Here is an 18,210-nt window from a genome sequence, read left to right on the forward strand (position 1 = left end):
CTATGACGAAGCCCTCCCTCCCCGAACTCCTGCACGCCGCCGTCGAAGCCGTAGGCGGCACGGAGCGCCCCGGCCAGGTGACCATGGCCGAGTCCGTCGCCGAGGCCATCGACGGCGGCTCCCACCTGCTCGTCCAGGCAGGCACGGGCACCGGAAAGTCCCTCGGCTATCTGGTGCCCGCGCTCGCCCACGGGGAGCCCGTGGTGGTCGCTACGGCCACGCTCGCCCTCCAGCGCCAGCTGGTCGAGCGCGACCTTCCGCGCACGGTCGAGGCGCTGCATCCGCTGCTGCGCCGCCGCCCCCAGTTCGCCATGCTCAAGGGGCGGTCGAACTACCTGTGCCTGCACCGCCTCCACGAGGGCGTCCCGCAGGAAGCAGACGAGGGTCTTTTTGACCAGTTCGAGGCGGCGGCCCCCACCAGCAAGCTGGGCCAGGACCTGCTGCGCCTGCGCGACTGGTCGGACGAGACGGAGACGGGCGACCGGGACGACCTCACGCCCGGCGTCTCCGACCGCGCCTGGTCGCAGGTCTCGGTCTCCTCGCGCGAGTGCCTGGGCGCCTCGAAGTGCGCTTACGGCGCGGAGTGCTTCGCCGAGTCCGCCCGGGAGCGCGCGAAGCTCGCCGAGGTGATCGTCACCAACCACGCGCTGCTCGCCATCGACGCCATCGAGGGCGCGCCGGTGCTGCCGCAGCACGAGGTCCTGATCGTCGACGAGGCCCACGAACTGGTCTCCCGCGTCACCGGCGTCGCCACCGGCGAGCTCAGCCCCGGCCAGGTCAACCGCGCGGTGCGACGCTCCGCGAAGCTGGTCAACGAGAAGATCGCGGACCAGCTGCAGACCGCCGCCGAGACCTTCGAGCGGATCATGGAGCTGGCCCTCCCCGGGCGCCTGGAGGAGATCCCCGAGGACCTGGGTTACGCCCTCCTCGCGCTCCGTGACGCCGCCCGCAACACGATCTCCGCGATCGGCGCCACGCGCGACAAGTCCGTCCAGGACGAGGACGCGGTCCGCAAGCAGGCCCTGGCCGCGGTGGAGAGCGTCCACGACGTCGCGGAGCGCATCACCAACGGCTCGGAGTGGGACGTCGTCTGGTACGAGCGGCAGGACCACCGCGGCGGAGCCGCCCAGCGATTCAGCGGGGCGTCCCTGCGCGTCGCCCCCATGTCGGTCTCCGGGCTGCTCCGGGAGAAGCTCTTCACCGACCGGTCGGTCGTCCTCGCCTCGGCCACGCTCAAGCTGGGCGGCGATTTCAACGGCGTCGGGGCCTCCCTCGGCCTCGCCCCGGAGGGCATCGCCGGCACGGAGGGCGAGGCGGAGGAGCTGCCCGTCTGGAAGGGCATCGACGTCGGCTCCCCCTTCGACTACGGCAAGCAGGGCATCCTCTACGTCGCGAAGCATCTGGCCCGCCCGTCCCGTGACGGCACGCGCGGCGACATGCTGGACGAGCTGACGGAGCTGATCCAGGCGAGCGGCGGACGCACGCTCGGCCTGTTCTCCTCGATGCGGGCCGCCCAGTCCGCCGCCGAGGAACTCCGTTCCCGTATCCCGGAGTTCCCGATCCTGTTGCAGGGCGAGGAGACCCTCGGCGAGCTGATCAAGAACTTCGCGGCGGACCCGAAGACCTGCCTGTTCGGCACGCTCTCGCTCTGGCAGGGGGTCGACGTCCCGGGCGCCGGCTGCCAGCTGGTCGTGATGGACAAGATCCCGTTCCCGCGCCCGGACGACCCGCTGATGAGCGCCCGCCAGAAGGCCGTGGAGGACAACGGCGGCAACGGCTTCATGGCCGTCGCCGCCACGCACGCCGCCCTGCTGATGGCCCAGGGCGCGGGCCGTCTCGTCCGCGCGTCGGGCGACCGCGGCGTGGTCGCGGTCCTGGACCCCCGCCTGGCCACGGCCCGCTACGGCAGCTACCTGAAGGCCTCACTCCCCGAGTTCTGGTACACCACGGATCGCAACCAGGTCCGCCGCTCCCTGGCGGCGATCGATGCGGCGGCGAAGCAGACGGAGGGCTGAGGCGAGGCCTTTTTGCGGGGCGTCGGCCCGAGGTGGGCGCCCCGCTAGGGGCGCGGGGAACTGCGCGCTCAGCCACAGCGAACCAGCAGTCGCCGGGATCGGCGCAGCCCCGCGGCGCGTAGGCGAAAACACAGGGCCCCGGAACCGGCGCAGTTGGTTCCGGGGCCCGGACTAGGGGGCGCGGGGGTCCTACACCCGACTCACACCCGCCGCAGCACCGCCACGACCTTGCCGAGGATCGTCGCCTCGTCACCGGGAATCGGTTGGTACGCGGAGTTGTGCGGCAGCAGCCACACATGACCGTCCTCGCGCTTGAACCGCTTGACCGTCGCCTCGCCGTCCAGCATGGCGGCCACGATGTCGCCGTTCTCCGCGACGGGCTGACGGCGGACGGTGACCCAGTCCCCGTCGCAGATCGCGGCCTCGATCATCGAGTCACCGACGACCTTGAGGACGAACAGCTCACCGTCACCGACCAGCTGGCGCGGCAGCGGGAAGACGTCCTCGACCGACTCCTCGGCGAGGATCGGGCCACCGGCGGCGATCCGGCCGACCAGCGGGACGTACGACGCGGCGGGCTTGCCCGTGGTGTCCGTGGGCTGGCTGCTGGGCTGGTCCGAGCCACGCACCTCGTACGCACGGGGCCGGTGCGGATCGCGGCGCAGGAAGCCCTTGCGCTCCAGGGCCATCAGCTGGTGCGCGACGGAGGACGTGCTGGACAGGCCCACCGCCTGGCCGATCTCGCGCATCGACGGCGGGTATCCGCGCCGCTGCACGGAGTCCCTGATCACCTCGATGACGCGGCGCTGGCGATCTGTGAGCCCTGTGCTGTCCGCCCTGATTCCTGGAGGTCGCCCGGGAAGCGAGCGTGTGGGCTTGGGCCCCTCCGGGTTCGTGGCTCCGTCATTCATGGCATGCACCGGCTCGAGTCGGCCCTGGGCGCGGTCCTGGGCGGTGATGGTGGCGCTGTCTGCGGTGGTGGTCACGGCGGCCCCTCTCGAGATGTTCTCCCTAGCTGGACAACGGTAGTAGCTTTCGAAAGGTTGCGCCAAACACACGTTCGAGTGAAAAATCGCGGACTGCCTGACGTGATCATGAGTCCGGGTGTATGGCTGACGCTCGAACGAACGGCGCTTCGGCTCATCACGGTACGCTGCGCCGCCGGTGCTGAGCGCCCCGCAGTGATGCCTCCCAGTGTGCCATCCGAGCCCTCCGAGGCAGGCCTCCGCCCCCTTCGCGTACCCTCGTCGACGGCTCCTGCTCGACCCCGTGCCCACCCTGTCTCCTCGACACGCGATGGCGTCGAAGATGGAGCCAAACCCCAGATCTAGTGGTTGGATTGGCGAAGCCGCCCAGAAGTTGTGGTCCCTGGTCCTCCCGGGCCTCGACCATCGCCTATGCTTGGGGCTGCTTCGAGGGGCTCAAGGCCCTCTTCGAGGCCATTCAGTCGTGCTGTGAAGGAGGGTTGGGAGTTATGCACTGCCCCTTCTGCAGGCACCCCGACAGCCGCGTCGTCGACAGTCGCACCACGGACGACGGCACGTCGATCCGCAGACGCCGTCAGTGCCCGGACTGCTCCCGTCGTTTCACGACCGTGGAGACCTGCTCGCTGATGGTGATCAAGCGCAGCGGGGTGACCGAACCTTTCAGCCGTACCAAGGTCATCAATGGCGTGCGCAAGGCATGCCAGGGGCGACCGGTGACCGAGGACGCTCTCGCCCAGCTCGGCCAGCGGGTCGAGGAGGCGGTGCGCGCCACCGGCAGCGCCGAGCTGACCACCCACGACGTGGGCCTGGCCATACTCGGACCGCTGCGTGAGCTCGACCTCGTCGCCTACCTGCGATTCGCGTCCGTGTACCGGGCGTTCGACTCGCTCGAGGACTTCGAGAGCGCCATCGCGGAACTCAGGGAGCAGCGCGGCTCCGCGAGCGGCGAGGACGACGGCCGAGAGGCCGGGAGCGGGACCGGGGGGACTGTCGAAGTCCCCGTGCCCGCCACTGCCGCCGACTGACGGCGGACCGGTGCGGACCGCGTAGGACCGCACCCGGCCGATCAGCGGCGACCGAGACCCGTCATGGGTGCCCTTCGTGGTGCCCACGACACCAGACACACACCGTGCCATGGGAAGAACGTGGCACTTCAGGGCGTTTTAGCCCGATACAGGGAGGCGGCATGACAGAGACGGCGAGCGGCCCGGCACGAGGTTCCCGTTCCAAGGGTTCCAAGAGCAAGGGTCTGCGCATCGAGCGCATTCACACCACTCCGGGCGTGCACCCGTATGACGAGGTGGAGTGGGAGCGTCGTGACGTCGTCATGACCAACTGGCGCGACGGCTCGGTCAATTTCGAGCAGCGTGGCGTCGAGTTCCCCGACTTCTGGTCGGTGAACGCGGTCAACATCGTCACCAGCAAGTACTTCCGCGGGGCCGTCGGCACTCCGCAGCGCGAGACCGGTCTGAAGCAGCTGATCGACCGGATCGTGAAGACGTACCGCAAGGCCGGCGAGGAGCACAGCTACTTCGCCTCTCCCGCGGACGCCGAGATCTTCGAGCACGAGCTGGCCTACGCCCTCCTGCACCAGATCTTCAGCTTCAACTCCCCGGTGTGGTTCAACGTCGGCACGCCGCAGCCGCAGCAGGTCTCCGCCTGCTTCATCCTCTCCGTCGACGACTCCATGGAGTCGATCCTGGAGTGGTACAAGGAAGAGGGAATGATCTTCAAGGGCGGCTCCGGCGCCGGCCTGAACCTCTCCCGGATCCGCTCCTCCAAGGAGCTGCTCTCCTCCGGCGGCAACGCCTCGGGTCCCGTCTCCTTCATGCGCGGTGCCGACGCCTCCGCAGGAACGATCAAGTCCGGTGGCGCCACGCGCCGCGCGGCCAAGATGGTCATCCTCGACGTCGACCACCCCGACATCGAGTCCTTCATCGAGACCAAGGTGAAGGAGGAGGAGAAGATCCGCGCCCTGCGTGACGCGGGCTTCGACATGGACCTGGGCGGCGACGACATCACGTCCGTCCAGTACCAGAACGCCAACAACTCGGTCCGCGTGAACGACGAGTTCATGAAGGCCGTGGAGGCCGGCGGCAACTTCGGCCTGCGCTCCCGTATGAGCGGTGACGTCATCGAAGAGGTCGAGGCCAAGTCCCTCTTCCGCAAGATGGCCGAGGCCGCCTGGGCCTGCGCCGACCCCGGCATCCAGTACGACGACACCATCAACGCCTGGCACACCTGCCCGGAGTCCGGCCGCATCAACGGCTCGAACCCGTGCAGTGAGTACATGCACCTGGACAACACCTCGTGCAACCTCGCCTCGCTGAACCTGATGAAGTTCCTCAAGGACGACGGCGAGGGCAACCAGTCCTTCCAGTCCGAGCAGTTCGCCAAGGTCGTCGAGCTGGTCATCACCGCGATGGACATCTCCATCTGCTTCGCGGACTTCCCGACCCAGAAGATCGGCGAGAACACCCGCGCGTTCCGCCAGCTCGGCATCGGCTACGCCAACCTCGGCGCCCTGCTGATGGCGACCGGCCACGCCTACGACTCCGACGGCGGCCGTGCGCTCGCCGGCGCCATCACCTCCCTGATGACGGGCACGTCGTACAAGCGCTCCGCCGAACTCGCCGCCGTGGTCGGCCCGTACGACGGCTATGCGAAGAACGCGACGCCGCACAAGCGCGTCATGAAGCAGCACGCCGACGCCAACGCCAAGGCCGTCCGCATGGACGACCTGGACACCCCGGTCTGGGCCGCCGCCACGGAGGCCTGGCAGGACGTCGTCCGCCTCGGTGAGAAGAACGGGTTCCGCAACTCGCAGGCCTCGGTCATCGCCCCGACCGGCACCATCGGTCTCGCGATGTCCTGCGACACCACGGGACTTGAGCCCGACCTCGCGCTGGTCAAGTTCAAGAAGCTCGTCGGCGGCGGTTCGATGCAGATCGTCAACGGCACCGTGCCGCAGGCGCTGCGCCGCCTCGGCTACCAGCCGGAGCAGGTCGAGGCGATCGTCGCCCACATCGCCGACCACGGCAATGTGATCGACGCCCCGGCCCTGAAGACCGAGCACTACGAGGTCTTCGACTGCGCCATGGGTGAGCGTTCCATCTCCGCGATGGGTCACGTCCGCATGATGGCCGCGATCCAGCCGTGGATCTCCGGCGCCCTCTCCAAGACGGTCAACCTGCCGGAGACGGCGACCGTCGAGGACGTCGAAGAGGTCTACTTCGAGGCCTGGAAGATGGGCGTCAAGGCGCTCGCCATCTACCGCGACAACTGCAAGGTCGGCCAGCCCCTCTCCGCGAAGAAGAAGGAGCAGGAGAAGGCCGAGGTGACCGAGAAGACCGAGGCGACGATCCGCGAGGCCGTCGAGAAGGTCGTCGAGTACCGCCCGGTCCGCAAGCGTCTCCCGAAGGGCCGTCCCGGCATCACCACCTCCTTCACGGTGGGTGGCGCCGAGGGCTACATGACCGCCAACTCCTACCCGGACGACGGTCTCGGCGAGGTCTTCCTGAAGATGTCCAAGCAGGGCTCCACCCTCGCGGGCATGATGGACGCCTTCTCCATCGCCGTCTCCGTGGGTCTGCAGTACGGCGTTCCGCTGGAGACGTACGTCTCGAAGTTCACCAACATGCGCTTCGAGCCGGCCGGCATGACGGACGACCCGGACGTGCGGATGGCGCAGTCGATCGTCGACTACATCTTCCGCCGCCTGGCGCTCGACTTCCTGCCCTTCGAGACCCGCTCCGCGCTCGGCATCCACTCCGCCGAGGAGCGTCAGCGTCACCTGGAGACCGGTTCGTACGAGCAGTCCGCCGACGAGGACGAGCTGGACGTCGAGTCCCTGGCCCAGTCCGCCCCGCGGGCCCAGGAGTTGCTGAAGGCGGTGACCGCGCAGTCCGAGGCGGTGGCCCCCAAGGAGGCGCACACCTCCGCGGAGCTCGTCGAGATGCAGCTGGGCATCCAGGCCGACGCCCCGCTCTGCTTCTCCTGCGGTACGAAGATGCAGCGGGCAGGCTCCTGCTACATCTGCGAGGGCTGCGGCTCGACCAGCGGCTGCAGCTGAGCGACTGAGCGACGGACCGGCTGAGCGACTGATTCGCTGAGCGACGGACCAGCTCAGGAGTTGACGTCCCAGGGGCGGTGGACCGGATTCCGGTTCGCCGCCCCTCGGCGTTGCGTGGTCGCCGGTGGGATCAGGTCAGCGCGCTCAACTGGGCCGTGAACGACGTGGGATCGGCGTCGAAGCCGCGGATCGTGCTGCGGAACTCCCAGGCGCCGGTCTCGTCCCGGGTGAACTCGGCGAGCGTGGAAGCCGTACCGCCCGCGGCCTCGCCGAGGTCGCTCGTCGCCAACTCCGTGTATCCCTCGGCGATGCGCACGCCCGTGTTGGTGATGTCGCCGAAGGTCTTCCGGCCGTCGTTCTGCTGTATCACCACACCGACCACGACCCGGGTGTACGTGTCCGCCAGGCGGTCGAACTCCAGGGTCATGACCTCGTCGTAGCCGAAGCCCTGGCCCGTGCGGCTGTCGCGGTTGAGGGTGATCGTGCCGTCCGGGGAGCGGCTGCCGAAGTGCACCACGTACTCCGGATCGGCGTAACCGGCGCCCGTCGTGTACGTCGCCGCGACGAGGTCCAGGTCGTGCTCCGGCTCTCCCATCGGGCTCGGGTCCCACCTCAGGGCCACCTCGACCTTGCCGAGGCCCTTCTTCACGCTGCTCACTGGACTCCCCCTCCTGGACGGCGAGTTGATGTTCCCTCACATGGCCATGTGCGATGAGACACGTTACGGCCTGCCACTGACAAGCGGGCGATCGGTTGTCCACAGGCAGTGACCGTCGGCACGCTCTGCGGCATAGGATGGCGCGGTGCTGGTCAAGTGGATTCGCTGCACCGTGGTGGACCGCCGGGGGTTCGAGCGGGGGCAGCGAAAGTGGGCGGGGCTTCTGGGAGAGCCGGGGTTTCGAGGACAGGGCGGTGGTTGGAGCCGTCGGCGGCCGGACACCGTGCACGTCATATCGTTCTGGGAGAGCCGCGCGTTCTACGACTCCTTCATGGCCCGCTCGCACAACCGGCTGCACGCCTCCCAGGCCGGTACGTACAAAGACCTGCAGGTCAAGCTCTTCGACCACCGGTTCGACGTGAAGACGGGCTTCGAACCGCACTTCACCGATGCCGACGTGGTGCGGCTCGCGCACTGCAAGGTGCGGGCGGACCGCGTCGACCACTTCGCGCTCGTACAGGAGAAGATCTGGAACCCGGCGATGGCCGGTTCCCCCGGCATGGTGCGGGGCCTCTTCGGTGAGGCGCCGGAGAACGAGTTCCTGGTGCTCTCCATGTGGCAGTCGACCGCCGAGTACGGCAAGTACCAGGTCGAGCGGGTGGAGCGGCTCACCCTGCGGGCGCAGACCGAGGCCGATGTGGCGGCGCTGAACGGGGACGTGGTGCAGCTCGAACCCTCGTGGATCGTCTGAACGACCGTGGATCGGCTGGACGACCTAGGGTTTCCGCATGGCACGTCCTCGGCGCATCGTCCTCGTCCGGCACGGAGAGTCGGAAGGCAATGCCGACGACACCGTCTATGAGCGCGAGCCCGACCACGCCCTGCGCCTCACCGACACCGGCCGGCGCCAGGCCGAGGCCACCGGCGCCCACCTGCGGGAACTCTTCGGCCAGGAGCGCGTCAGCGTGTACGTCTCGCCGTACCGCCGCACGCTGGAGACCCTGCGCGTCTTCGATCTCGACCCCGCCCTGATCCGTGTGCGGGAAGAGTCGCGGCTGCGTGAGCAGGACTGGGGCAACTGGCAGGACCGCGAAGACGTACGCCTGCAGAAGGCCTACCGCGACGCCTACGGGCACTTCTTCTACCGCTTCGCGCAGGGTGAGTCCGGGGCCGATGTGTACGACCGGGTCGGCGCGTTCCTGGAGAGCCTGTACCGCAGCTTCGAGGCGCCGGACCACCCGCCGAACGTTCTCCTCGTCACCCACGGGCTGACCATGCGGCTGTTCTGCATGCGCTGGTTCCACTGGTCGGTCGCCGAGTTCGAGTGCCTGTCCAACCCCGGAAACGCCGAGGTCCGCTCCCTGATTCTCGGCGCAGACGGGCGCTACACCCTGGACCGGCCGTTCGTACGGTGGCGGGAGCCGGAGACGTACGACCAGATCCGGTAGCCAACCGTCCCCTGCCGGGTCGGCGGGGCTGTCACAGCTCGCGGGCGGCCGGTGTCTTGAGGTCGAACCCCCTGGGAACTGCGCCCGGGGCCGGACCTAGGGAACGGAGGAGCCATGGCTCGGAACACCGGTACGGCGGCGACGACCGATGTGGTCGTGATCGGTGGCGGCTACGCGGGCGTGATGGCCGCCAACCGCCTCACCCAGCGCGGCGATGTGTCCGTGACGCTGATCAACCCGCGCCCGGACTTCGTCGACCGGATCCGTCTGCACCAGCTGGTCGGCGGAACCCACGACGCGGTCGTCGACTACCGCAGGCTCCTGGCCGGGCGCGTACGCCTGGTCGTCGACACCGTCACGCGCATCGATGCGCCCGCGCGCAGCCTGACCCTGGCGAGCGGCGGCACCCTCGACTACGACCACCTGATCTACGCGGTGGGCAGCGGCAGCGCCGAGCCCGATGTGCCCGGAGCTGCCGCGTACGCCTACCCGATCGCCACGCTGGAGGAAGCACAGCGGCTGCGGCCGGTCGTCGAGGCCGCGCCGATGGCGGCCCCGGTGACGGTGGTCGGCGCCGGTCCGACCGGCATCGAGACCGCCGCGGAGCTGGCCGAGGAGGGGCGGACGGTGACGCTGGTCTGCGGCGGGGAGCTCGGGCCGTATCTGCATCCGCGGGGGCGGCGCTCGGTGGCCGGGCGGCTTGCCGCGCTCGGCGTGACGGTTGTCGACGGACCCGAGACGAACGTGACGGCCGTGACCGCCGATTCCGTACGCCTCGCCGACGGCCGTGAACTGCCGAGCGAAGTCACCGTCTGGACCGCCGGATTCGGCGTGCCGGAGCTGGCGCGCCGCAGCGGACTGAGCACCGACGAGCTGGGCCGCCTGCGCACGGACGAGACGCTGACCAGCGTGGATGACGTACGCATCGTCGCGACCGGGGATGCCGCGGCGCCCTCGGACCTGCCGTACCGGATGAGCTGCCAGGCCGCCGTCCAGCTCGGCCCGCAGGCCGCAGAGACCGTGCTGCGCCGGATCGCGGGGGAGCGGCCGCGGGCGGTCGAGGTCGCGTTCGTCAGCCAGTGCGTGAGCCTGGGCCGGCGCGCCGGGATCTTCCAGACCGCGTCGAAGAACGACATCGCCAGGCCGTACTACTTCGCCGGCCGGCCGGGCGCGAAGATCAAGGAGTTCATCTGCCGGGGCATCGTCTGGCAACTGCGCTTCGAGGCACGGCGTCCCGGCGCGGTCGACTGGTGGATGAAGGACCGCAATCGGGGAGCGGCCGTGGCTGAATCCGGCCGGCGAGGCGAGACCTCGGCCGTGCGGTGACGGGGAGGGACGGAAGAGGATGGGGTCGCGGGTCGCGGGACGCGCACGAGTACCGGGAGAGGCATGAGTACCGGTAGAGACATCAACGACCAGGCCGTTGACGACGGGGCGGGCGAGCCCTTCGACGAAGCGACCGAGGCCTTCGACGAAGCCACCCAGCCCTACGACGAAGCCACCGAGGCCTTCGTGGCCCACCGGAACCTGCTCTTCACCGTCGCCTACGAGATGCTCGGCTCGGCCGCCGACGCCGAGGACGTGCTCCAGGAGACCTGGCTGCGCTGGGTCAAGGTGGACCTGCGGCAGGTCCGCGACCAGCGCGCCTACCTGGTCCGCACGACCACCCGGCAGGCCCTCAACCGGCTGCGCACGCTCAAGCGCCGCAAGGAGTCGTACGTCGGGCCCTGGCTGCCCGAGCCGATGCTCACCGCGCCCGACGTGGCCGAGGACGCGCTGCTGGCGGAGAGCGTGTCGATGGCCCTGATGCTCGTCCTGGAAACGCTCTCGCCGACCGAACGGGCCGTCTTCGTCCTCCGGGAGGCCTTCGACCTTGGCTACGACGAGATCGCGGACGCCGTCGACAAGAGCCCCGCCGCCGTACGACAGATCGCCCACCGGGCGCGCAAGCACGTGGACGCGCGCCGTCCGCGCCAGACGGTGTCGGCCGACGAGACGCGGGCCGCGCTGGCTTCCTTCCGGAGCGTGCTCGAGACCGGTGACCTGCAGGGACTCATGGACGTGCTCGCGCCGGAAGTCGTCCTCGTCAGCGACGGCGGCGGCATCAGGCAGGCGGCGCCGCGGCCGATCAACGGCTCCGACAAGGTGGCCCGCTTCATGATCGGCGGACTCGGCAAGAACCAGCTCCCGATCACCCTGACCCCGACCGTGGTCAACGGAAACCCGGCCCTCGTCGTCCATCTCGACGGCGAGCTGGACGGCGTCATGGCGGTGGCTGTCGAAGGCGGGCGCATCAGCGGCCTGTACTACGTCCGCAACCCGGAGAAGCTGTCCCGGGTGGAGTCGGAGACGGTGCTCACGCGGGAGGGGCTGGGGCGGTGATCGCCGCTGATCGTCGAGGCCGAAATCCGGCGGCGTGGTGCTGGACCTTGAGGCCGGAATCCGGCGGGGTGGTGACGGGCCCTGAGACTGGAATCCGGCCGCGTGGTGCTGGACCGGGGGTCGCCGCATTAGAGTGGCAGAGCCATGATCGCTGACTCCTCTTCCCAGCAGCGCCTGGAGCGCGCACTCGCCGCCCTGCGCGGACTCGCGGTGGGGGACGCCCTCGGCTCCCAGTTCTTCGTCCCCGCGAACTACCCGCTCCTCAAGCGTCGAGAAGTGCCGCAAGGAACCTGGCAGTGGACCGACGACACCGAGATGGCCTGCTCCGTGCTCGCCGTCCTGGTGGCGCACGGGCGCATCGATCAGGACGCGCTCGCCGAGTCCTTCGCCGAGCACCACGACTTCGACCGCGGCTACGGGCCCGCCGTGAACCGGCTGCTCCGCCTCATCCGCGAGGGCGGCGACTGGCGCGAGCTCGCGTCGGCACTGTTCAAGGGCCAGGGCTCGTGGGGCAACGGCGCGGCCATGCGGATCGCGCCCCTCGGTGCCTGGTACGCCGACGATCCCGAACAGGCCACGCACCAGGCGGAGATCTCCGCCTACCCGACGCACCAGCACCGGGAAGCCGTCGTCGGCGCGATGGCGGTCGCCGCGGCCGCGGCGCTCGCCGCCGACCCCGCCGGGCCGCCCTCGCCCGCGGCCCTGCTCGACGGCGTCGTCGCGCTCGTACCGCGCAGTGCGGTGGGCGCGGGCCTGCGGCGGGCCCGGGACATGCTCGACTACAGCGACGCCACCACCGTGGCCGCAGTCCTCGGCTGCGGCCGTCGCACCACCGCCCACGACACCGTGCCGTTCGCGCTCTGGTCGGCGGCCCGCTCCCTCGGAGACTTCGAGCGGGCCTTCTGGACCACGGCGCAGGTCGGCGGCGACATGGACACGACCTGCGCGATCGTCGGCGGGGTCGTGGCGTCCGGCGCCAAGACGGCGCCTCCGCAGTCTTGGCTGGAGCAAACCGAGGCACTTCCTTCCTGGGTTCCTGTTTCAGGCTGAGGCTGGTTTCGGGGTGCGAGCGGGGTTGTGGCCGACGTGCGCCTCGTCTCCTCGTTTCCTCGTTTCCTTGTTCTCCAGGGTGTTTGCCCGTCTGCCCGTCGTAGAGGCGTACTCGATTGCCGGTGATGATCGGCCCCTTGTTGACCCCTCGGTGTCTGATGACTCCTCGCGGCGTAGCATTGCTAATGCAATGTCCGGGCTCGGTTGGAGCCCATGATTCCCACGCCTCGGACGCTCGATCGCCTGCTCGCAGGAAATCGATCTCCCTGTTCCGGGAACCGGGGTGTCGCACCGCCCACCAGGCGGCGTAACCTGTCTGGCGCCATGCCGTACGAAGCACCCACCCACACAGTCGAGCGTTCCCTTCGGGCAACCACCGGAGCGAAGCTCGTCGCCGGGGTCGACGAAGTGGGACGGGGTGCCTGGGCCGGACCCGTCACCGTTTGCGCGGCGGTCACCGGACTGCGGCGGCCACCCGCCGGACTCACGGACTCCAAGCTCCTCACCGTCAAACGACGCGACGAGCTGGCAGTGGTGCTGCGGGACTGGGTCACCGCCTACGCGCTCGGGCACTCCTCTCCGGAGGAGATCGACGAGCTCGGCATGACCGCAGCGCTCCGCCTCGCCGCGGTGCGCGCCCTCGAGGCTCTGCCGGTCCGCCCGGACGCGGTGATCCTCGACGGCAAGCACGACTACCTCGGCTCCCCCTGGAAGGTTCGTACGGTCATCAAGGGGGACCAGTCCTGCGTCGCCGTCGCCGCGGCCTCGGTCATCGCCAAGGTCAGCCGCGACGCCATGATGGCCGAACTGGACGCCGAACACGCAGACTTCGCCTTCGGCGCCAACGCGGGTTACCCCTCGCCGGTGCACAAGGCGGCGCTTGAGGTACGGGGTCCGACCCCGTACCACCGGCTCTCGTGGTCCTATCTCGACGCGCTGCCCCAGTGGCGGCACCTCAAGAAGAACCGCGTGCCGGTACTCAGCGGCGGCACTCCGGAAATCGAGGGGCAACTCGGCTTCGATTTCTGACACCATGCCGGTCGCACTCATGTGCCACCCGCCGGTGCGGTGCGCACCGGCGTTTGATAGACAACCACTCATGCCTCTCCTTCCCGAGGAGCCTCAGATTCACGAGAGCGCCCAGGGTCCCCGCGCAACTTCGGCCAACGGCCGTACCGCGCCGACCCCTCGTCCCGTACCCGGCCCCCGCCCCGCGGCACCGCCGCGACCGGGACGCCCGGGTCCCCCCAGGCCCACGCCTCCCGCGCAGCGCACCCCGGCCAAGCCCGGCCCGGCTGCTTCTACTGCCACCCCGGCCGCCAAGCCGGCTCCCGCTACGCCCGCTACCCCTTCGCCCGCTACCGGTTCGCCTGCTCCCGCTTCGGCCGCGGCACGTGCTGCTGCGAGCGAGCCGGTCGGCACTCCGCAGGTCCAGCTGATCCCGGCCTCCGCCGAGGGCGCGCTGGACGCCGCGGAGGAAGCGGTCGACCTGCTGCTCGACACCGGTCGTGCGCCCGGCGAGATCCTGGTGATCACCACGGGCGACCCGCACCCGTGGGCGGCTCACGAGCTGTCCTTCGGCGCGGACGCCTACTGGGCCCAGCACGATGCCGGTGACGACGTGTTCTACGCCGCCGCCGCGGACATCGCCCGAGCGGGCAGCCGCCCCGTGGTCGTGGTCGCCGTGAACGGTGCCTCCGACAACGAAGCGGCCACCGCTCTGCCGCTCGCGCTCAGCCGTGCCGGTGCGCTGCTGATCGTCTGCGGCGACCCGCAGCGCATCAACTCGGCCCTGGGTGCCGGGGTCTGACACCCCGATATCCGGGTCTGTCGCCTCGATCCGGCGCGGGGCGCCGGCGGCCACCGGCCGTTCGGCACCCCGGCCGCCCTGTCGGTCCTCCAGGCCGTCGGGGTATGCCCGCCCCTTCGGGTACGTGAACGCCTGAACCTGACGGTCCGCGCCCACCGCGCGGGCCTCAGGCCGGTTCGCGGTGCTGGTGCTGGTGCTGGTGCTGGTGCTGGTGCTGGTGCGCTGGCGTGGGTGGCTGTGCTGGTCGCTGCGCCTTCTGCTGTGCCCGTTGGGGCGCGCTCCTTTGCCGTACTCGTTCGCGAGTGGGCCTATGGCCGGTCGTGGGTGGGAAGTTGGGGTCGTGGGCGGCTAGGCCGATGGTGCGTGTGGTGGGTACGGTCGGGCTTCTTGAGGTCTGCCCAGCCCTTCCTCCCGGTCGGCTCAGCGGGCCGCGCCTCGTCGCTCTCTCGCCGCCCCTCCGCCTCCGGAGCTGATCCTTGGCTGTGGCTGTGGCTGTGGCTGTGGCTGTGGCTGTGGGCGGGGGTGTGGCTGTGGCAATGCTGCGGTGCCGTTGGCTCGCAGTCTCTCTTCTATCGACGGCGGTCGCTCCTTCAACCGCCGCAGCTGCTCCTGCTCCTCCTCCTTCCTCGCGGTACGCCCTTCGCCGCCCCTCTCAGCGACCTTCTCGTCGGTCTCTTCAGCGACCTTCTCGTCGGTCTGCTCAAGGTGCCAGCCGCCCTCGAAGTGCCCTGGCGACCAACCGATGTTCGGCCGTCTCCCGCCGCGCCCTTCGCCGAACACCTGCCAGCCGGCCCGCGTCAGCGTGATGTACGCCCCGCACCTCAGACCGTGCAATGTGCAGGCGTCCCGCAGCCCCCACATCCACGCGCCGTCCTCCTGAGTCCACTGCGCGTCCCCTTCACGGCAGTACAGCAACACCGCTGTGCGGACCGGAGTGCGGCGCCGCAGGTCGTGCGGGATGACCCGGCGCAGCTGTGCCAGCAGGGCGTTGCGGTTCACCCAGCCGTCCGCGCCCGTCGCGCGCCGGGAGAACGAGGCGCTCGCCCGCAGGCGCTCGTCCTGGTCGAGCACCGCCACCACCGCGGTCTCCGGCGTGGGCAGATGCCGTAGGTGCAGGCCACTGACGACCTCACGCGGATCACGTAGCAGCGGGATTCCCGCCGCTGCCCATTCGGCCGGTTCCAGTACGCGGGCCAGTTCGTTGCTGGTGGAGTCGGACATCTCAGTGGGCTGCGATGCGCCCGGCTTCGATGCCGTTGCGGACGGAGCGAATCCGAAGGTCACGGTCCTCCCTTCGGCTACGCGCCCACACCTGCGGGCGGGGTCGGACGGTCGGGAGCGCACCGCGGCACAGCACTGCCGGACCACGGGCGAGCCGTGCGGGGAGCGGGTTCCAATTCTCGCCCGCCCACCGGCGCCAGGCAACGAGAAGTTGGAGCCGTTGACCGTAATCAGCGGGTGCGCCGTCTATATCCCTTCCCCCTTAGCATCGTTCGACGCGTGGCTCACGCCTGGATGGCCAGTACCAGCGGCAACACCCCCTCCGCCGAGGCCCGTCGGAGCATCCGGGCGGCCACCGCGAGCGTCCAGCCGGTCTCCGTGAAGTCGTCGACCAACAGCACCGGTCCGCCGCCGGTCTGCCGGAGCTGCTCGGCCAACTCCTCGGGAATCGTCAACGTGCCGTCCAGAGCGCGTAGTCGCTGCGCGCTGTTGCTGCGCGGCGGGCTCGACTGGTCGGCCCCCGGGACATAGGCGAGCGAACCGAGCAGCGGCATTCGGCCGACCGCGGCGATGTGGCCGGCCAGGGACTGGATGAGCTGCGGCCGGGCCCGGGACGGCATGGCCACAACCCCGACCGGTCTGCGGAGCGCGTCAGGCTCGCCCGATGCCCAACCACCCGGTCCCTTCGCCCAGTCGGCCAGAACGTCTACCACCGCGCGCGCCACATCGTCCGGAATCGGGCCGTCCGGGGACTGTGGGGTGAGCATGGGGCGCAGCCGGTTGCCCCAGCCGATGTCGGAGAGTCGTCCCAGCGCGCGTCCGGTGGCGGCGAGTTGGTCGGCAGGGATCCGCCCCTTGAGGTCCATCCCCACGGCCGCGAGTCCGGTCGGCCACATCTTGCGTGGCTCCACCTCGACGCCCGCCCTGCCGAGTTCACCCTTGGCCGCATCGAGCGCAGCGGCGGACACCTTGGTGTCGAATCGAGGGCCCGCGCAGTTGTCGCAACGCCCGCACGGCGCCGCCTCCTCGTCGTCCAACTGGTGCCGCAGGAACTCCATACGGCACTCCGACGTCGTGGCGTAGTTCCGCATCGCCTGCTGCTCGGCCTCGCGTTGGTGGGCGACCCAGGCGTATCGCTCCGCGTCGTACACCCACGGTTGTCCGGTGGAGATCCATCCGCCCTTGACCCGGCGTACGGCCCCGTCCACGTCCAGGACCTTGAGCATCGTCTCGAGCCGGGTCCTGCGCAGTTCGACGAGCGGTTCGAGGGCGGGCAGGGAGAGGGGCCTGCCCGCGTTCGCCAAGGTGTCCAGGGTGAGGCGCACTTGTGACTCCGGCGGGAAGGCCACCGAGGCGAAGTACCGCCAGATCGCCTCGTCCTCCTTGCCGGGCAGCAGCAGCACTTCCGCGTGTTCGACCCCACGACCGGCACGGCCCACCTGCTGGTAGTAGGCGATGGGGGAGGAGGGGGATCCGAGGTGGACCACGAATCCGAGGTCCGGCTTGTCGAAGCCCATGCCGAGGGCGGACGTGGCCACCAGAGCCTTCACACGGTTGGCGAGCAGATCCTCCTCGGCCTGCTGGCGGTCAGCGTTCTCGGTCTTTCCCGTGTACGAGGAGACGGTGTGCCCGCACTGACGGAGGAACGCGGTGACTTCCTCGGCTGCCGCCACCGTCAGGGTGTAGATGATCCCGGAGCCTGGCAGCTCGCCCAGGTGCTCGCCGAGCCAGGCCAACCGCCCGGGCGCATCGGAGAGTTCGAGCACTCCGAGGCTCAGACTCTCGCGGTCCAGCGGGCCGCGGAGCACCAGGGCATCGGAACCGGACCCTCCACCTGTGCCGAGCTGCTCGGCGACATCCGCGGTGACGCGTGAGTTCGCCGTGGCGGTGGTTGCGAGGACGGGCACTCCGGACGGCAGGTCCGCCAGCATGGTGCGGAGTCGTCGGTAGTCGGGCCGGAAGTCGTGGCCCCAGTCGGAGATGCAGTGCGCCTCGTCGACCACGAGCAGGCCGGTGGCCGCGGCCAAGCGGGGGAGCACCTCGTCACGGAAGTCGGGGTTGTTGAGGCGCTCGGGGCTCACCAGAAGGACATCGACCTGGCCGGCCGCCACCTCGGCCTGGACGGTTTCCCATTCCTCGGTGTTGGAGGAGTTGATCGTGCGCGCGTGGATGCCCGCACGCGCGGCTGCCTCCACCTGGTTCCGCATCAGAGCGAGCAGCGGCGAGACGATCACGGTGGGGCCGCCGCCCCGGGCGCGCAGCAATGCGGTCGCGACGAAGTACACCGCGGACTTGCCCCAGCCCGTGCGCTGCACGACGAGAGCCCGGCGCTTGTCGGCGACGAGCGCCTCGATCGCCCGCCACTGATCCTCGCGCAGCCGGGCACGGCCGGTCTGATCGCCGACGAGGCGGGCGAGTACGGCGTCGGCCTCCGTGCGGAGTTCTTCGTTGGTCATGCGTCCATGCAACCCGATGGCTCTGACATTCGGCGAATGCGTCCGCCGGCCTGTGGACAACTTCTGACGTGTCCACGGCCAGGGTTATCCACAGGGAAACCGGAGTGCAGCA

The 18,210-nt window shown here is 69.9% G+C and carries 13 protein-coding genes and 1 pseudogene; 10 read left to right on the forward strand and 4 right to left on the reverse strand.

Going from position 1 to position 18,210, the window contains the following annotated elements; all coding sequences use genetic code 11:
• Nucleotides 1-2 precede the first annotated feature (2 nt).
• Nucleotides 3-2,015: an ATP-dependent DNA helicase gene (locus RCO28_RS13445; protein WP_308941302.1), complete on the forward strand. Its 2,013-nt coding sequence runs from the start codon at nt 3-5 to the stop codon at nt 2,013-2,015.
• 200 nt (nt 2,016-2,215) lie between these two features.
• Here the strand turns inward: RCO28_RS13445 and lexA are convergent, their stop codons facing one another.
• Entirely contained in the window at nt 2,216-3,001 is a 786-nt protein-coding gene (gene lexA, locus RCO28_RS13450; protein ID WP_282534728.1) for a transcriptional repressor LexA, read from the reverse strand.
• A gap of 488 nt (nt 3,002-3,489) precedes the next feature.
• Here lexA and nrdR point away from each other — a divergent pair, with 488 nt between their 5' ends.
• Nucleotides 3,490-4,026: a transcriptional regulator NrdR gene (gene nrdR / locus RCO28_RS13455; RefSeq protein ID WP_308941303.1), complete on the forward strand. Its 537-nt coding sequence runs from the start codon at nt 3,490-3,492 to the stop codon at nt 4,024-4,026.
• 161 nt (nt 4,027-4,187) lie between these two features.
• Nucleotides 4,188-7,073, forward strand: coding sequence for a vitamin B12-dependent ribonucleotide reductase (locus RCO28_RS13460; protein WP_308941304.1), 2,886 nt, complete (start codon nt 4,188-4,190; stop codon nt 7,071-7,073).
• Nucleotides 7,074-7,203: 130 nt separating this feature from the next.
• Here RCO28_RS13460 and RCO28_RS13465 read toward each other — a convergent pair whose 3' ends face one another.
• Nucleotides 7,204-7,731 carry a TerD family protein gene (locus tag RCO28_RS13465; protein WP_308941305.1) on the reverse strand — a complete coding sequence of 176 codons (528 nt, stop codon included), beginning with the start codon at nt 7,729-7,731 and terminating at the stop codon, nt 7,204-7,206.
• A 145-nt stretch (nt 7,732-7,876) separates the two neighbouring features.
• Here RCO28_RS13465 and RCO28_RS13470 point away from each other — a divergent pair, with 145 nt between their 5' ends.
• From RCO28_RS13470 to RCO28_RS13500, 7 genes are all read left to right on the forward strand, one after another.
• Nucleotides 7,877-8,482 (forward strand): YdbC family protein, encoded by a 606-nt coding sequence (locus RCO28_RS13470; RefSeq protein ID WP_282534724.1) that lies wholly within the window; start codon nt 7,877-7,879, stop codon nt 8,480-8,482.
• A 37-nt stretch (nt 8,483-8,519) separates the two neighbouring features.
• A complete protein-coding gene (locus RCO28_RS13475) occupies nt 8,520-9,179 on the forward strand; it encodes a histidine phosphatase family protein (protein ID WP_308941306.1) in 660 nt (219 codons plus the stop codon).
• Nucleotides 9,180-9,293: 114 nt separating this feature from the next.
• Nucleotides 9,294-10,505, forward strand: a complete 1,212-nt coding sequence (locus RCO28_RS13480; protein WP_308941307.1) for an FAD-dependent oxidoreductase — start codon at nt 9,294-9,296, stop codon at nt 10,503-10,505.
• 63 nt (nt 10,506-10,568) lie between these two features.
• Nucleotides 10,569-11,561, forward strand: coding sequence for an RNA polymerase sigma-70 factor (locus RCO28_RS13485; protein WP_308941308.1), 993 nt, complete (start codon nt 10,569-10,571; stop codon nt 11,559-11,561).
• 144 nt (nt 11,562-11,705) lie between these two features.
• Nucleotides 11,706-12,611: an ADP-ribosylglycohydrolase family protein gene (locus RCO28_RS13490; protein ID WP_308941309.1), complete on the forward strand. Its 906-nt coding sequence runs from the start codon at nt 11,706-11,708 to the stop codon at nt 12,609-12,611.
• Between the two features lie 324 nt (nt 12,612-12,935).
• Nucleotides 12,936-13,640 (forward strand): ribonuclease HII, encoded by a 705-nt coding sequence (locus tag RCO28_RS13495; protein ID WP_308941310.1) that lies wholly within the window; start codon nt 12,936-12,938, stop codon nt 13,638-13,640.
• 70 nt (nt 13,641-13,710) lie between these two features.
• On the forward strand, nt 13,711-14,421 hold the full coding sequence (locus tag RCO28_RS13500) for a hypothetical protein (RefSeq protein ID WP_308941311.1): 711 nt from the start codon (nt 13,711-13,713) through the stop codon (nt 14,419-14,421).
• A gap of 720 nt (nt 14,422-15,141) precedes the next feature.
• On the opposite strand, the pseudogene RCO28_RS13505 reads toward RCO28_RS13500, so the two are convergent.
• Together RCO28_RS13505 and RCO28_RS13510 are read right to left on the reverse strand one after the other, a co-directional pair.
• Nucleotides 15,142-15,705: pseudogene (locus tag RCO28_RS13505) on the reverse strand (hypothetical protein); the annotation flags it as partial.
• A gap of 221 nt (nt 15,706-15,926) precedes the next feature.
• Nucleotides 15,927-18,098 carry a RecQ family ATP-dependent DNA helicase gene (locus RCO28_RS13510; RefSeq protein WP_308941312.1) on the reverse strand — a complete coding sequence of 724 codons (2,172 nt, stop codon included), beginning with the start codon at nt 18,096-18,098 and terminating at the stop codon, nt 15,927-15,929.
• Nucleotides 18,099-18,210: the final 112 nt, after the last annotated feature.

The organism is Streptomyces sp. LHD-70 (assembly GCF_031157275.1).
Lineage (GTDB): Bacteria > Actinomycetota > Actinomycetes > Streptomycetales > Streptomycetaceae > Streptomyces.

Coding starts and splice junctions, on each gene's coding strand:
- RCO28_RS13445 (WP_308941302.1), top strand. CDS start 3: ATGACGAAGCCCTCCCTCCCCGAACTCCTGCACGCCGCCGTCGAAGCC.
- nrdR (WP_308941303.1), top strand. CDS start 3,490: ATGCACTGCCCCTTCTGCAGGCACCCCGACAGCCGCGTCGTCGACAGT.
- RCO28_RS13460 (WP_308941304.1), top strand. CDS start 4,188: ATGACAGAGACGGCGAGCGGCCCGGCACGAGGTTCCCGTTCCAAGGGT.
- RCO28_RS13475 (WP_308941306.1), top strand. CDS start 8,520: ATGGCACGTCCTCGGCGCATCGTCCTCGTCCGGCACGGAGAGTCGGAA.
- RCO28_RS13480 (WP_308941307.1), top strand. CDS start 9,294: ATGGCTCGGAACACCGGTACGGCGGCGACGACCGATGTGGTCGTGATC.
- RCO28_RS13485 (WP_308941308.1), top strand. CDS start 10,569: ATGAGTACCGGTAGAGACATCAACGACCAGGCCGTTGACGACGGGGCG.
- RCO28_RS13490 (WP_308941309.1), top strand. CDS start 11,706: ATGATCGCTGACTCCTCTTCCCAGCAGCGCCTGGAGCGCGCACTCGCC.
- RCO28_RS13495 (WP_308941310.1), top strand. CDS start 12,936: ATGCCGTACGAAGCACCCACCCACACAGTCGAGCGTTCCCTTCGGGCA.
- RCO28_RS13500 (WP_308941311.1), top strand. CDS start 13,711: ATGCCTCTCCTTCCCGAGGAGCCTCAGATTCACGAGAGCGCCCAGGGT.
- RCO28_RS13510 (WP_308941312.1), bottom strand. CDS start 18,098: ATGACCAACGAAGAACTCCGCACGGAGGCCGACGCCGTACTCGCCCGC.